Source organism: Eudoraea algarum, assembly GCF_050589645.1.
Classification (GTDB): domain Bacteria; phylum Bacteroidota; class Bacteroidia; order Flavobacteriales; family Flavobacteriaceae; genus JBNGOQ01.
This window is the reverse complement of the sequence record NZ_JBNGOQ010000005.1, coordinates 273,175-289,485: the sequence shown is the minus strand read 5'-3', so window position 1 is coordinate 289,485 and position 16,311 is coordinate 273,175. Positions and strand designations below refer to the sequence as shown.

The following is a 16,311-nucleotide window of genomic DNA, read 5'->3' as shown; positions in this document are numbered from 1 at the left end:
GCGCTAGCAGCTTCCCTAAGGGTCAAAGTTTCTTTGCTTTTTTTACCTTCTGATCGGTAATGGCAATGTCTATCACCTCGCTCATATCGGTCACGTAATGAAAACTAAGTCCTTTGAGGTATTCCTCCTTGATCTCCAAAATGTCCCTTCTGTTTTCTTCAGAAAGAATGATTTCCTTGATCCTGGCCCTTTTTGCCGCTAGAATCTTTTCCTTGATGCCCCCAACAGGAAGTACCTTGCCCCGCAAGGTAATTTCTCCTGTCATGGCGAGGCTTTTCTTTACCTTTTTCTGGGTAAACAAGGAAACCAGGGAAGTGAGCATGGTGATACCTGCACTAGGCCCATCCTTGGGAGTAGCCCCTTCCGGTACATGTATATGCACATTGTAATTGTCAAAGACTTCCGGGGAAATTCCAAAACTCTCGGCATTGGATTTTATATACTCCATAGCAATTGTTGCGGACTCCCGCATCACCTTGCCCAAATTTCCCGTTATATTCAGGTTGCCCTTACCTTTGGATAGAATGGACTCTATAAATAGAATATCGCCCCCTACACTTGTCCAGGCCAAACCTGTTACCACCCCGGCCACATCGTTGTTCTCATATTTATCCCGTTCCATCCGGGCAGGTCCTAGTACCTTTTCCACGTCTTCATGGGTGACCTTAACGTTATAGGTTTCCCCAATGGCGATGGATTTAGCGGCAAAACGCACCATTTTGGCCACCTGTTTTTCCAAAGATCGTACTCCGGATTCCCGGGTATAACCCTCCACTATTTTTTCAAGTTGGGGTTTTCCAATTTTTAGGTCCTTGGGGGTCAGCCCATGTTCCTTTAGCTGTTTTGGCAACAGATGCCTTTTTGCAATTTCAACTTTCTCCTCAATAGTATAGCCGGTAACGTTTATAATTTCCATGCGGTCCCGTAATGCAGGCTGTATCGTGGAAAGGTTATTGGCCGTGGCAATGAACATAACCTTGGACAGGTCATAGCCCACTTCCAGGAAATTATCGTGAAAATCACTGTTCTGTTCCGGATCCAAAACCTCTAACATGGCAGAGGACGGATCGCCTTGATGGCTGCTCGACAGCTTATCTATCTCATCCAAAATGAATACCGGATTGGATTTGCCCGCTTTCTTAAGACTCTGTACAATTCTCCCTGGCATGGCACCGATATATGTTTTTCGATGTCCCCGGATTTCGGCCTCGTCCCGCATTCCTCCAAGGGACATGCGCACATATTCGCGCCCCAAGGACTCGGCAATGGATTTCCCCAGGGAAGTCTTACCTACACCCGGAGGCCCATAGAGGCATAAAATGGGAGATTTCATATCGTTGCGGAGCTTTAATACCGCCAAATATTCTATAATCCTTCTTTTTACGTCCTCTAAACCGTAATGGTCCCGGTCTAATATCCTTTGCGCCCTTTTAAGGTCGAATTTATCCTTGGAAAACTCGTTCCAGGGCAACTCCAAAAACAGATCCAGGTAATTCCTTTGAATGGAGTATTCCGCCACTTGCGGGTTCATCCGCTGCATTTTGGACAATTCCTTGTCAAAATGTTGGGCGATTTTCTCGTCCCATTTTTTCTTTTGGGCCTTTAGGCGCATCTCATCGATTTCCTCGTCATAGGTAGCCCCGCCCAGTTCCTCCTGGATGGTCTTCATTTGCTGATGTAGGAAATACTCGCGTTGCTGCTGGTCCATATCGCTCCTCACCTTGGACTGGATAACATTTTTCAATTCCAACTTCTGGAGTTCCACATTCATGTATTTTAATGTGGCCAGAGCCCTTTTCTGCAAGTCGGGAATCTCTAGCAATTCCTGTTTTTCCTTAACATCCAAGTTAAGGTTGGAGGAGACGAAGTTGATCAAAAAGGAGTTGCTCTGGATGTTTTTTATGGCAAAGGTGGCCTCACTGGGTATATTAGGGTTGTCCTTTATGATCTGCAGTGCAAGTTCTTTGATGGAGTCGATAACCGCTAAAAATTCCTCGTCCTCATGGCCGGGCCTTTGCTCTTCAGTTTCTTTTATGGTAGCGGTGATATACGGTTTCTCCGTAAGTACTTTGGTAATCTCAAAGCGCTTTTTTCCTTGAATGATTACCGTGGTATTGCCATCGGGCATTTTTAGCACCCTCAATATTCTGGCAACCGTGCCTAAGGTATTGATATCCTTGATTCCCGGATTCTCCGTTTCCTCATCCTTTTGGGACACTACCCCGATAACCTTGGACCCATTGTTGGCGTCCTTGATCAGGTTGATCGATTTATCGCGTCCGGCGGTAATCGGTATTACAACGCCCGGGAAAAGAACGGTATTGCGTAAAGGTAATATCGGAAGGGTTTCCGGAAGGCCTTCATTGTTCATTTCTTCCTCATCCTCCGGGGTCATCAGCGGAATTAATTCGGCATCCTCATCAATTCCTTGTAACGACATATTGTCAAAATTTGAAAATTTAGAATCTCCCATACTCGTATTTCGGTCATTCTGTCATTCGCGGACAGAAATCCAGTTTTTGTTTTAGTTTGTAATCCAGGAAAAAGCTGCAATAGCACGGGATTGGCCCGGCCGCAATTCCTTTTATATTCTTCTAGGACAATTGTTGTGCCAAGAAATCCAAAATTTCCTTAAAAAACTGTAACATTGAACAAATTGAGTCATCTCTAAGACAAACCATTCACTTTTTGAGCCACAAAATTGAACATACTGACGCGTTATTACAATTGTGTTTAGAAGGAAAACAAAGTGCACAGTTGGAAATTTATAACCGATACTACAAAGCCATGTACAATACAGCTTTGCGGATCGTGAAAAATAGTGCCGAAGCGGAGGATATCATGCAGGAATCGTTTTTGAATGCGTTTACGAAACTGCATACATTCAAAGCGGAGGTAACATTTGGATCTTGGTTAAAACGGATTGTAATAAACAACAGTATCTATCATTACAGAAAGCAACGTAAGAAGAACGAAGTTGCGCTAGATGATATAATGTACAAGGTCGAAGATAATGATGGAGTTGCTTCGGATCATGTGTTTACAGAACTGAAGGCTCAAAAGGTGCTGGAAACCATGAAACAATTAAAGGACAATTACAGAGTTTCTTTGACCTTACATTTAATCGAGGGCTATGATTACGAAGAAATAAGCAGCATAATGAATATAAGCTATGCAAATTGTAGGACTACGATTTCCAGAGCTAAGGAAAGTTTGAGAAAGAAAATAATAAATGTACAATGATGGAAAAAGGAAAATTGGATAGCTTGTTTAAAAACTTGCAGGGCACCTTTGACACGGAAGAACCGGCTCAGGGTCACCAACAACGGTTTTTGGAAAAACTGGAAGGCACCCATAAAGTGGTCAAAATGGACAGAAAACGAAGCTCCTGGTGGAAACCACTTTCCATCGCTGCCTCCGTTGCCATTTTGTTGGCCGTAGGTATTGGCCTGTTTGCCCCGAAACAATCGCTAGATGAACGGATGGCAAAAATAGCTCCGGAAGTTTCGAAAACGCAATTTTATTTTACCAGTCTTGTCGAGGAACAGGTAAAACTGCTGGAGAGTCAAAGTACACCGGAGACCCAAAAAATCATTGATGATACAATGATCCAATTAAAAAAACTGGAGGACAATTACACCACGTTGGAACAGGACCTTTTAAATGGAGGGAACAGCAAGCTTATCCTAAGTGCCATGATAACCAATTTCCAAACGAGAATAGATCTTTTGCAGGATGTTCTAAATCAAATCGATACAATAAAAACTTTAAAAAATTATAATGATGAAAATTATACTATATAAATATACAGCAGTGCTGTTTTTGATGCTGCCGACCTTCCTCTTGGCCAACAACGGAACGCCAAAGGGCAGGTATACCAAGGAGAAAACGATTAAAAAGGAATACGATGTAAACTCCGATGCCCTGTTAAAGGTCAGAAACAGTTATGGAAACCTCAACATCACCTCCTGGAACGAGAACCGCGTGCTCATAGAGGTGCATATCAAGACCAACGGTAACAACGAGGAGAAGGTGCAGCGGCGACTGGACGAGATTACCGTCGATTTTGAGGCCAATAGTGATCTGGTTTCTGCACGGACCATCTATAATAAAAACAAGAACGACTGGGGGTGGAACTGGGGCAAGAACAAAAATGTGAACATACAGATCAATTATACCATAAAAATCCCTATCAAGAACAGTGTTCACTTAAGTAACGACTATGGCAATATCTATTTGGACCGTGTTGATGGCCATGCTAAAATAAGCTGTGACTATGGAAGGCTGGAGATAGGCGAACTACACGGAAGAAACAATCAACTGAGTTTTGATTATACCTCAAGATCCACCATTGAATATATAAAAAGTGGTAAAATATCGGCAGATTATTCTGGTTTTACCGTGGAAAAAGCTGGTGATCTGATCATCAATGCGGATTACACCAATTCCACCATAGAGCAAATGGGCAACCTGCAGTACTCCAGCGATTACGGCAATCTGGAAGTTGGGGAAGCCAATAATGTGCAGGGCAATGGCGACTATATCAATGTAAAGCTAGGGACGATCCATGGCAACGTGGATATCAGTGCGGATTATGGCTCGCTCAAGATCGATGAAATGGCCGAGGATGCCGGGAACATAGAAATAAGAACGGATTATACCGGTATCAAAATCGGATATGACGCCCAGTATTATTTTGACTTTGAAATTACCGCCGAATATGCAGGGGTGAGCGGAAAGGACGAGTTTGAAATCAATATCAGCAAGGAAAAGTCCCATGAAAAATATTACAAGGGCTATTACGGACAGGCCAATAGCGGCAACCGAGTGTCTATCACCAGCGATTACGGCAGTATCTCATTTTATAAACTATAACATCTAAAAATCGATCAAATGAAAAAAATAACAATCTTAGTGCTAAGCGTACTATTGGCGACCACAGTAAGTGCCCAATGGGGCAAGAAAGTTAAAGGAAACGGGAACGTAGTAACCATAGAAAGGTCTACGGGCGACTACGATGCAATAGCCCTCTCTGGCTGGTTCGATGTAGACCTCGTCTCAGGAACTGAAGGTGAACTGACCATAAAAGGAGAGGAAAACCTGCTCGAATACATAAAGACGGAGGTAAAAAATGGCAAATTGATCATTAAGACCGAAAAAGGTGTAAACCTTAGACCTTCCTCCTGGGGCAGGGATGGTGGAATCTACATTACGGTACCCATAGAGCACGTAAGTTCAGTAACACTCTCGGGATCAGGGGACATTGTAGGGAAAACTACCATCAAAACGGACAATTTCAACACCAATATATCGGGTTCGGGAGATATTTCCCTTTCCGTTGAGGCTACCACTGTGGAAGCCACCATGTCCGGTTCAGGTGATATCAATTTAAGTGGCCGGACCAATGATCTGGAAGTACAGGTATCCGGTTCGGGCGATATCAAAGCGTATGAACTGGAGGCCGAAAACGTGACCGCCCAGGTATCAGGTTCTGCGGATATCAAGGTTACCGCCAATAAAATGCTAAAGGCCAGGGTATCCGGGTCCGGAGATATCAGTTATCGGGGAAATCCCGATAAGGTTGATACCAAAGCATCGGGATCCGGGGACATTTCCAAAGGATAATATAAAGAATTGTAATATCGAGCGCCGGCCTCTGGTACGGCGCTCTTATTTTTAAGATAACTTCTTTTTGAGATGTACCCGCGTCAATAAAAAGGCTCCCACGAGGAAAAACAGGCCCAAGAAGATGGTCGCATTTCGCATGCTTCCCGTAACCTGAGCAACAAAGCCGTACAAAAAGGTGCCAATGATAATCCCTATTTTCTCTGCCACATCGTAAAAGCTAAAAAAGGAGGTGGTATCCGTGGTGTCCGGAATAAACTTGGAGTAGGTAGACCGCGACAAGGCCTGTATACCGCCCATGACCACGCCCACACAGCCGGCCGCAATATAGAAGTCCATGGGGGTAATCAAAAAATAGGCGTAGATGCATATGAACACCCATAAGATATTGATAACGATCAAGGTTTTGATATTCCCAAAGGCCTTGGATGCCAATGCCGTCAGGGTAGCCCCCAAAATAGCGACCACCTGGATGACCAAAATACTGATAATCAGCCCAAACGTACGGCCGCTATCCGAGCCCCAATCGATCTCCTCCTCACCAAAATAGGTAGCGATCAGCATTACCGTCTGTACCGCCATACTGTACACAAAAAAAGCGACCAGATACCGTTTTAATTTGGTTTCCTCACCCAATTGATGCCATACTTTTTTTAACTCCCGAAAACCGTTCAGGACCACATGCTCCCTTCTACCCTCTCTTTTGTTTCCCTTGGGCAAGTGAAAGAAGGTGTACTGACTAAATAGTATCCACCAGATTCCGACCGTCACAAAGGAATATTTCATCGCTTTTATTTCAGCCGCTTCCCCCGCATCGCTCTCAATTCCGAACAAGGCCGGCTTCATGACCATGCCCAAGTTGAGCAACAATAAAAGGACACTTCCAATATAGCCCATGGAAAAACCCTTGGCACTGACCCCATCTTGCTGTTCCGGAAAGGCAATATCAGGAAGGTAGGAGTTGTTCACCGCAAAGCTCACCCAAAAACCTACCAGCCCAAAAAAATAACAGCCCAGACTAAAATAGATATGCTCAAGGGAAAACCAATAGAGGCCAATACAGGAGACGCCGCCCAGATAACAGAAGAATTTCATAAAAACCTTCTTATTGCCCATATAATCCGCTATACCGGATACCAAGGGGGTAACAATAGCGATAAACACAAAGGCCAGGGAAGTGACGTAGCTTATTAGGGGTGCACGTGCTATCTCACCGCCAAAAACCATCACTTTTTCAATTTCGGCCACCCTAAACAGGGCCCCGTAAAAAATGGGGAATATGGCCGAGGCGATCACCAGGCTATAGACCGAGTTGGCCCAGTCATAGAATGCCCAAGCGTTTAACAATTTTTTACTTCCCTTTATCGCTATTGCTCTTGCCATATGTCAAAAAAATTAAAGCCGTCCCCAGGGAACAGCTTTATATCTACAATTCGTGAAATACCATATTGCTTATTGAAAGGAGCTAACCCCATATTTTGCCGCTTCCTGCTTTGCCAAGGGGGCCCACTGGCTAAGATTTGCAATTCTTGTGTCGTTTGATGGGTGGGTGCTCAAAAACTCAGGTGGTGCCTGTCCGCCACTGTTTGCCTTCATTCGTTTCCAAAGTTCAGCGGCCTCATCCGGATTGTATCCGGCAATGGCCATAATCTGTAGCCCGATCCTATCGGCCTCGGTCTCATGACTTCGACTAAAAGGAAGCATCAATCCCACAGTGGAACCTACACCATAGGCCTGATTGAACGTATTCCGCTTTTCAGGGTCCTGAATGGCCACATTTCCGGCCACGGCGCCAAGTTGCTGTAGCATACCGGCACTCATTCTTTGTGCACCGTGATCTGCCAAGGCATGAGCTACTTCGTGGCCCATGACTACGGCCACACCTGTTTCTGTCTGGGTAATGGGAAGTATCCCGGTATAAAAGACGATTTTACCACCGGGCATACACCAAGCGTTCACAGTTTTATCATCTACCAAATTATACTCCCATTTATAATCTTTTAAGTAACCCGGATAACCGTTAGCAGACAACCAACGCTCTGCCGCTGAAGAAATCCGTTGGCCCACCTTGGTAATCATTTGGGCATCGGAAGTTCCCTTAATCACCTTATTCTCTCCAAGAAATTGATCGTACTGCGCAAAGGCCATAGGAAATATCTGGCTGTTCGGATAGAAGTTCAGGGTACTCTTTCCCGTAAATGGATTTGTTTTACATGCGGCTACGCCAAAAAAGACAACCAACATGATTAATAATCTCCTCATTGTAATGGTGTTTAGTAGGGGTAAAATACAAAAATTTACTTTCCAATAATATGCAGTTCTGTAAAATCTTTGCTTATTTCAATAGAATTGTTTCCATTTAATTTTACGTCCTTGAATGATATGGTTTCATTATCCAGCTCAATACAATCGATCTTAAAGGGCAAGCCGTGCAGTTGCAGTTTAAAGGTGCTGTAGGGCGTAATGTAGGTCCCGTTCTTGAACTGTTGTATGATCAGTTCATTTTCCTTGCCCTTTAGCTTAAAATTCCGCAGGCTGTACCGTCCTTTTTTATAATCGTAGCCATCCTGTCCGTCCTCATAGACCGTTGATTTCTCGGTCCCCTTTTTAAAATATACGTCCAACTGTAATGCCTTTATTTCTTTTTCCCCCACGTATTGCTGTACCGGATACTTGGGAATTATGGCGCCTTCTTTTATGAATATCGGAATCTTGTCCAAATCTGCCACTACCCATTTTTCCTTTCCGCCATTTACAATTTCCTCGGTCCAAAAATTATACCATTTTCCCTTGGGAATGTACATACGCCTCCCCTGGGCGTTAGGCTCCTGGATAGGGCAGACCAAAATCTGTTCCCCAAAAATAAACTCATCGGTCCTAAAATGCGTCTGGGTATCTTCCTGGTCATAATACACCAGGGACTGTAGCATGGGCTTATCCTCGGAAATATATTTCCAGAACATGGTATAGAGGTAGGGCAGTAATTGATAACGCAATTCGATAAATTTCCGGACAATATCGGTCACTTCGGTACCGAAGGACCAAGGTTCTTGATCCCCGTGATCCCCACTGGAATGGACCCTACAAAACGGATGAAAAATCCCCAATTGTATCCATCGGGCAAACAATTCGCCATTGGGCTGCTCCGCAAACCCTCCGATATCGGAACCCACGAACGACATGCCGCTCATGCACATACGTTGTACCTGAACATTGGCGATCCACAGATGTTCCCAAGTAGCTACATTATCTCCTGTCCAGGTAGAACTAAATCGCTGTGCACCGGCATAGGCGGCCCTGGTAATCACAAACGGACGCTTGGGATATACGTACTTTTTAACGCCATCATAGGTAGCACGGACCATCTGCATACCATATATGTTGTGTGCCTTCCTATGGCTACAGGGATGCCCATCGTAATCATGTCTCATATCCAGGGGCGCCGTCTTGGAGGGAACCTCCATTACGGCGGGTTCGTTCATATCGTTCCAAACGGCGTGAACGCCTATATCTGCCATCATTTCCTTGTACAGCCCGGCCCACCATTCCCGCACTTCGGGATTGGTAAAGTCGGGAAAATTACATTCGCCCGGCCAGACCTTACCGTGCATATAGGGCCCATCTGCGCGCTTACAGAAGTAATCCTTCTCCATAGCTTCCTGATACACCCAATAATCCTTGTCTACCTTAATGCCCGGATCGATCATCGCGACGGTTTTCATACCGTCCTTGTAGAGTTCATCGATCATACGTTTGGGGTCGGGAAATTTGTCCTTGTCCCAGGTAAAACAACGAAATCCGTCCATATAATCAATATCCAAATAGATGGCATCGCAGGGAATTTTGAGGTCCCTAAACGTTTTTGCAATCTCCTTGACCCTGCTCTCGGGATAATAACTCCACTTGGATTGGTGATACCCCAAGGCCCATAAAGGGGGTAATTCCGGGGTCCCGGTCAAATCGGTATAGGATGTTACTACTTGCGACATCTCTGGCCCGTAGAAAAAATAATAGTTCATTTCTCCCCCATCTGCCCAAAAACTTGTGGTATTTCGACGCTCATGGGCAAAATCAAAATAGCTTCTAAAGGTGTTGTCAAAGAAAACCCCATAGGCCTTACCGCTATGAAGGCCAATAAAAAAGGGAACAGCCTTGTACAAGGGGTCTTGATCTTTGCCATAGGCATACTGGTCCGTAACCCAGTTATTGACCCTTTTTCCCTTAAGGTTGGTATGTGTGGCCTTATCTCCCATTCCGTAAAAACTCTCGGCCGACTGGGTAATCTTGCTCATTTTCACCGTATTGCCCCCGTACTCGTAGTTTTCCTCCCAATGGAACCCCAATTCATCCTCATTAATGATATTTCCTTCCAGATCGGAAATCTGGATCCGCAGTGTTTTTTTGTCCACCAACACGCGAAGCTTACCCGTTTCTACTAGATATTCGGTCTTGGTCTCCTTAGTCTCCAAGTGGTTGTACCCTCTACTGGCCTCCTCGCTTATGGCATAGGAAAAATCTGGCTCAAATACGTTCTGCGTGGCATATCTAAATCGGACGACACTATCCCTTAAAACTGTTATTTGAAGGATGACCCCGTTCTGGGTCGTGAAATAAAGTTTATCGGTCTCCTGTTTAAAGTCTATGATGGTATCGGGATACAAATTTCCTTTGTATTCCAACTGTGTATTGGTAATCATTGCCCGTTTTTTTTAAAGTCTCACAAAAAAAAGACTTTAGCCCGTAAAAATGAAAAGATATTGTGACCAGTTATAAACTATAACGTTATAGTACGGTTATATTATTGCATAATAACAACGCCTAGTGGGGGAATGCTGATTTCAACGGATTTTTCATACCCGTGCCAGGGTGTCTTTGTTGTTTTGATATTGGTATTACGCATACCACTGCCGCCGTATTTGGTATCATCCGTATTAAAAACTTCCTTTAACTTTTTGGTTTTCGGCACACCTATCCGATACTGTTCTCGCGGCACCGGAGTAAAATTACAGGCTACTATTAAATCGTTTTCCGCATCGTGGCCCTTGCGGATATAGGTCAGTACGGAATTCTCGTGATCCCCATAATCTATCCACTGAAACCCTTCCGCACTGAACTGTTTTTCATACAATGCCGGAAAATCCTGGTACACCTTGTTCAGGTCCTTGACCAACTGTTGTATCCCGGAATGAAAATCGTACTTCAACAGATGCCAGTCCAGGCTATGCTGATAGTTCCATTCCGCCGTCTGGCCAAATTCGGCCCCCATAAAAATAAGATTGGTTCCCGGATGGGTATACATATAGCCAAATAACAGTCTAAGGTTGGCAAAGCGCTGCCATTCGTCTCCCGGCATTCGGTATAAAAGCGATTGTTTCCCGTAGACCACCTCATCATGGGAAAAAGGCAGCATAAAGTTCTCCGTAAACGCATAGGTCATGCTAAAGGTGAGGTCGTTCTGATGGTGCTTCCGATAGATGGGTTCTTTTTTAAAGTACTCCAGGGTATCGTGCATCCATCCCATCATCCATTTCATTCCAAAACCCAGTCCGCCTATGTTCACAGGTCTGGAAACCATGGAGAAGGAGGTAGACTCCTCCGCTATGGTCTGCACGCCCTTGAAACTTTTATAGACCTCTTCATTGAGCTCCTTAATAAAGGATATGGATTCCAGGTTCTCCCTGCCCCCGAACTCATTGGGTTCCCACTCCCCTTCTTCCCTGGAATAATCCAGGTATAACATGGAAGCTACGGCATCTACCCTTAGGGCATCGGCATGATATTGATCCAACCAGAACAAGGCATTGCTGATCAAGAAGGCCCGCACCTCGTTTCTTCCGTAGTTGAAGATAAGACTTTTCCAGTCTGGGTGATATCCCCTCCTTCGGTCTGGGTGCTCGTATAGATTGGAGCCGTCAAAAAACCCCAATCCGTGGGCATCTTCCGGAAAATGTGAAGGGACCCAATCGAGAATGACCCCAATATCGTTTTGATGCAGCTTATCGATCAATAGTTTAAAATCTTCGGGTTTTCCAAAGCGGGAGGTAGGAGCAAAATACCCCGTAAGCTGGTATCCCCAAGAGGGATCATAAGGATATTCCATAATGGGCATGAACTCCACATGGGTAAAATTCATTTCCTTTACGTAAGTGACCAAATCCTCAGCCAATTCCACATAGGACATAAATTTGTCCCCGCCATTTTTGCGCTTCCAGGACCCCAAATGCACCTCATAAACCGAATAGGGTCTGTCCAGGCCGTTTTTCTCCTCCCTATAGCCCATCCATTTTTTGTCCTTCCATTTATAGGGCGCATCCCAAACCACGGAGGCCGTATTGGGTGGATGTTCACAATAACGCGCAAAAGGGTCTGCTTTTTCTGTTTTTATGTCGTTATTATGTGAATGTATCTTGTATTTGTATTTAGTACCCTTGTCCACGCCAGGGATAAAGCCCTCCCAGATACCGCTCTCATCCCAGCGAACATTGAGTTTATGGTCGCCCTCTAGCCAATAGTTGAAATCGCCCACAACGGAAACCGATTTGGCCGTTGGGGCCCAAACGGCAAAATAGGTGCCTTTTTCGCCATTGACCTCTATAAGATGCGAGCCCAGCTTTTCATAAAGCCGAAAGTGCTTTCCGCCCTTGAACAGGTCAATATCAAAATCTGAGAATAAACTGTGCGGGATAACATTGCCCATAGTAATCGTTAGTTAGTTTCGTTAATAATGCTCATAATCCCTTCCAGGGGTATGATGGCCCACATGGGCCTGGAGTTCATTTCGTAGCCTAGTTCGTACACCGCTTTTTCCAGCATACAATATTCCAGAATAAAGATGCGCTCCTGGCTATACCCGATATTTAAATTATGTTCCTGTATCATCTCCACATAAGTGCCCAGGAATACACCGATAAAAAAACGGTAAAGGATTTCCCCGGCCTTAAAAAGATCTTCCTGGGAATACGGGTAGTTGTTGCCCTCACCAAAAATGGTAGCATAGATGGCGTAGTGAAACGACCTAAAAATACCCGCAACGTCCTTAAGGGGAGGTTGCTTCACCTTGCGATCCCGTATGGTACTCTCCGGTTCCCCCTCAAAGTCCAGCAGATAAAAATCCTCATCCTTGACCAGTATCTGCCCCAAATGATAATCGCCATGTACCCTAATGCGTTCCCCTTTTAATTTGGTCCAATCGAAGTTCACAAAGCGCTTTCGAATCTCGTTCTTGCGCTCCAAAAACTCATTGGCCAGGTCCAGGGTAAGTCCTTCCAAGCGATGCAAGTTGTTCTCTACCGTATTCAAACGGTTCTGAAATTGGTACAGCAATCTGTTCTTTAGCCAAACCTCGTAATCTCCATTAAAATGGGTGGGCGTAAAAGCCGTATCCTCAAATTCCGAGCCTAGGGCGATATGCATTTCCGCCGTCCTTCTGGCCAATACCTGAAGTTTCAAAAAAATGTTGAGTCCCGCCCAGTCAATAATCTCCGGGGGAACATCCTTGATGGACAGCCGTTGGAACATTTCGGTCTTAGGCAGGGCGTGCACATTAATGTGCTTATAGTCCAGGTTGCCGAAGATCTTCTGCAGTTCCTTTAACATATAATCCCAAGCATCGCCCTGATTGGGAACCAATTCTTGCATCAAGGCAATGGTAATATTCACGTTTTCCGAATCCGTGATGCTTAGGCTTCCCTGATAGGCGGGCGTATTTTTGTATCCCTTTCTCTCGGACAGAAATTGGCTCATTTCATAGTCCGGATTCCTGTCCGCGTAAATTCTACGGAAGAACTTGATGACCGAAGTGTCGTTGATGATGATGGAGGTATTGCTCTGCTCCAGGCCCATAAAGCGGGAGGAAACATAACTGGTATCTGCAAAATCCCTGCTCTTGTGGTAGCTTACACGGGTGGTATCATTGGGTTCCGCGTGTGCGATGCGTTCAAAAACCAGCTTTCGAAAGGCCTCTAGGTTAACCGCATCGATGATAAACCCCTCCTGGCCCTTGATGGACAGAGGTAAAATCCTGTCTTTCTTGGCAAAACTCTCGTCGGATACGAAAGCGATAGGCAAAAAATAGTGCTGATAAAAGGCCTCTTCATAATTCACTTCCAACAGCAGGCCATAATAGACCTCTCCCTTTTGTTGGATACGGAAATACTCTTGGAGTTCTATGTATTTGAGCTTACTCGCCTTGCCACCGTACCAACGTTGTTTTAGAATATAGGCTTCCAAAACATCGGAGAGAAAAACTTTGATAAAAGCCTTGTTTTCGAGCAGGTCCTCCCATGATACGTCAAAGGCGTAGGGGGGTCGTGCCAGGGAATCTTGCTTTTTCTTGGACATCCTTATTTTTTAATATGGAACAAATGAAGGGGTAAGGTGGGATGCAATTCGACAAAGTTCCACTCCTTATCCCAAATATACCCATTGTCGGTAATAAGGTCGTGAATATTTATGGATTGTCCATGATGTATTCCCAAATCTTCCATAGGAAGTTGTACAGAGCCCTGTTGGGCATAATGTGGATCCAGACTGATGATCATCAAGGTTTCATCGGTTCTGTCATCGTTCCATTTGTAAAAAGCGAGCAGCTGTTCGTTCTCCATATGGCAGAATCGGATGTTGTTGGTCTGTTGTAGGGACTGGTGGTTTTTCCGAGCCTCGTTTATTTTACCGATGACCCGCATGAGCTTATTCTCCCGAGTCCAATCCCAATGCCGTATCTCGTATTTCTCACAATCCAGATATTCTTCCTTGCCTGGCATGGCCTCGGTGACCATATATTCAAAAACGGGGCCGTAGATGCCAACATTTCCGCTTAATGTGGCCGCCAGGGCATACCGCAGGAGGTGCATGGCCTCATTGGCACCTTGCAGGTGGTAGGGGTTGATATCCGGGGTGTTAGGCCAAAAATTGGGCCGGTAGTACTCCCGCATTTGGGTCTGGGTCAGTTCTACCACATATTCGATGAGTTCATGTTTTCTCACCCGCCAGGTAAAATAGGTGTACGATTGGGAAAACCCCTGTTTGGCCAATTGTTGCATCACTTTGGGCCGGGAAAAGGCCTCGGCTAGGAAAAGCACATTGGGATGATCTTTTTTAACCTGTGCGATCAACCAGTTCCAAAAATAATAGGGTTTGGTGTGGGGATTATCCACACGGAATATTTGTATACCCAGTTTCACCCAGTGCAGGGTAACGTCCAGCAGTTCTTGCCAGAGCTCCTTATAGGCTTCGGTCTCAAAATAAAAATTGACGATATCCTGGTATTTTTTGGGCGGATTTTCCGCGTACTGCATGGTACCATCAGGACGTTTTCGGAACCATTCCGGATGGGAACTAATATAGGGATGGTCCGGGGCCGCCTGAAACGCAAGATCCATCGCTATTTCAATGCCCATATCCTTGGCTTTATCAATAAGGCCCTTAAAATCCTTTTCCGTTCCCAATTCCGGATGTATGGCCTTGTGCCCCCCCAGCCTGGAACCAATGCCCCAGGGAACACCGCTATCTCCTTCCTGGGCGTCTGTGGTGTTGTTCTTCCCCTTTCGGTTCACCTCCCCTATGGGATGTACCGGGGGAAAATAAAGTGTGTCAAAGCCCATATTGGCAATTCTGGGCAGCAGGCGCTCACAATCCTTAAACGTACCATGCGTTCCCGGCTTCGCTGCGGCCGACCTTGGAAAAAATTCGTACCAGGTACTGAAGTTGGCTTTTTTTCTATCTACATAGACCTGTAGGTCCGGACCTGTATTTGCCAGGAATCGCGCAGGATATTTTATGAACAATTCGTGCAATTGCTCTGAGGTGGCGGCGGTAACGGCCTGGTCATAGCTACGATCGTCCTGGAACCACTTTGCCAGGTTTTCCACATAGGTCTTTTCAGCGGCCTGGGCCTTTTTCGTAAGTTGTTTTAAGTACTGCACTCCATCGAGCAGTTCGCTCTTCACATGTTGTCCATCTTTGAGTTTGGCCTCAATACCGTGTTGCCAATTTAGCGCATAGTCTACCCAACCCCTTACTTTGTAGGTGTAGTATCCTTGTTTTTGTACAGGAAACAAAGCGGTATGCACATCATTTCCCAAATGTGACATGCGCACCTCGTTGTATTTTTTATCCGTCTCATGCTTAAACAGCACTTCGGCCTGGATTACATCATGTCCATCGGGGAGTACATCGGCGGTCACCGTAACGGATTCCCCAACGACCCGCTTTATAAAGAACGCCCCGGCATGCAGCTGTGGCGCGATGTTTTCTATTACAACACGTTGTTGTCTCAACATAATTTTTTGGTTTGATCCGGTTTTTGCTAAAAATAGGAAATTATGGGGAAACGCAAATTCGCAACGCTATAAATTTTACGGGGGCTAACGGAATTTTAGGTTCAAGGTTTAAAGTTCAAGGTCAGTAGTGGGCAGTTGACAGTTGCAGTGGGCAGTTCTCCGTATTGAGTGATGAACTATGGGTTGTGAGTTCAGGAGTTGATGAATTATGAATGATGGGTTCTCTTCGCTAATGGCTTTTGCTTCTTCACTTATCTATGTGGCCCTCTGAATTACAAGGTAGGTTGGCTTGTCATTCCGAGCCTGCGAGGAATCTCTGGTAGATGCAAAGCACATCTCTGGCGGATGCAAAGCACATCTCTGGCGGATGCAAAGCACATCTCTGGCAGATTCAAAACGCATCTCT

11 protein-coding genes are annotated in these 16,311 nt (G+C 45.2%); 4 read left to right on the top strand and 7 right to left on the bottom strand.

From position 1 onward, the window contains the following. Positions 1-22: 22 nt before the first annotated feature. Complete coding sequence (gene lon / locus ACRD67_RS19605; RefSeq protein ID WP_430968989.1) at positions 23-2,473, bottom strand: endopeptidase La; 2,451 nt, start codon at positions 2,471-2,473, stop codon at positions 23-25. 215 nt (positions 2,474-2,688) lie between these two features. Between lon and ACRD67_RS19600 the strand changes: the two genes are divergently transcribed. From ACRD67_RS19600 to ACRD67_RS19585, 4 genes are read left to right on the top strand one after another with little or no spacing between them, the layout of a single operon-like run. Continuing rightward, the gene (locus ACRD67_RS19600) at positions 2,689-3,243 is read left to right on the top strand and encodes an RNA polymerase sigma factor (protein ID WP_430968988.1); all 555 of its coding nucleotides are present in this window, start codon (positions 2,689-2,691) and stop codon (positions 3,241-3,243) included. Beyond that, the gene (locus ACRD67_RS19595; protein ID WP_430968987.1) at positions 3,240-3,803 is read left to right on the top strand and encodes a hypothetical protein; all 564 of its coding nucleotides are present in this window, start codon (positions 3,240-3,242) and stop codon (positions 3,801-3,803) included. The genes ACRD67_RS19600 and ACRD67_RS19595 overlap by 4 nt, the downstream gene beginning before the upstream one ends. Further along, complete coding sequence (locus ACRD67_RS19590) at positions 3,784-4,875, top strand: DUF4097 family beta strand repeat-containing protein (protein ID WP_430969171.1); 1,092 nt, start codon at positions 3,784-3,786, stop codon at positions 4,873-4,875. The genes ACRD67_RS19595 and ACRD67_RS19590 overlap by 20 nt, the downstream gene beginning before the upstream one ends. A gap of 18 nt (positions 4,876-4,893) precedes the next feature. Next, positions 4,894-5,625: a head GIN domain-containing protein gene (locus tag ACRD67_RS19585; protein ID WP_430968986.1), complete on the top strand. Its 732-nt coding sequence runs from the start codon at positions 4,894-4,896 to the stop codon at positions 5,623-5,625. Between the two features lie 51 nt (positions 5,626-5,676). Here ACRD67_RS19585 and ACRD67_RS19580 read toward each other — a convergent pair whose 3' ends face one another. The 6 genes from ACRD67_RS19580 to ACRD67_RS19555 form a co-directional block, all read right to left on the bottom strand. After that, positions 5,677-7,008, bottom strand: coding sequence for an MFS transporter (locus tag ACRD67_RS19580; protein WP_430968985.1), 1,332 nt, complete (start codon positions 7,006-7,008; stop codon positions 5,677-5,679). Between the two features lie 69 nt (positions 7,009-7,077). After that, positions 7,078-7,887: a M48 family metallopeptidase gene (locus tag ACRD67_RS19575; protein WP_430968984.1), complete on the bottom strand. Its 810-nt coding sequence runs from the start codon at positions 7,885-7,887 to the stop codon at positions 7,078-7,080. 35 nt (positions 7,888-7,922) lie between these two features. Beyond that, positions 7,923-10,322: a glycoside hydrolase family 31 protein gene (locus ACRD67_RS19570; protein ID WP_430968983.1), complete on the bottom strand. Its 2,400-nt coding sequence runs from the start codon at positions 10,320-10,322 to the stop codon at positions 7,923-7,925. 101 nt (positions 10,323-10,423) lie between these two features. After that, positions 10,424-12,322: a 1,4-alpha-glucan branching protein GlgB gene (gene glgB, locus ACRD67_RS19565; protein WP_430968982.1), complete on the bottom strand. Its 1,899-nt coding sequence runs from the start codon at positions 12,320-12,322 to the stop codon at positions 10,424-10,426. Positions 12,323-12,330: 8 nt separating this feature from the next. After that, a complete protein-coding gene (locus tag ACRD67_RS19560; RefSeq protein WP_430968981.1) occupies positions 12,331-13,965 on the bottom strand; it encodes a maltokinase N-terminal cap-like domain-containing protein in 1,635 nt (544 codons plus the stop codon). Positions 13,966-13,967: 2 nt separating this feature from the next. After that, a complete protein-coding gene (locus ACRD67_RS19555) occupies positions 13,968-15,905 on the bottom strand; it encodes an alpha-1,4-glucan--maltose-1-phosphate maltosyltransferase (protein ID WP_430968980.1) in 1,938 nt (645 codons plus the stop codon). Positions 15,906-16,311: the final 406 nt, after the last annotated feature.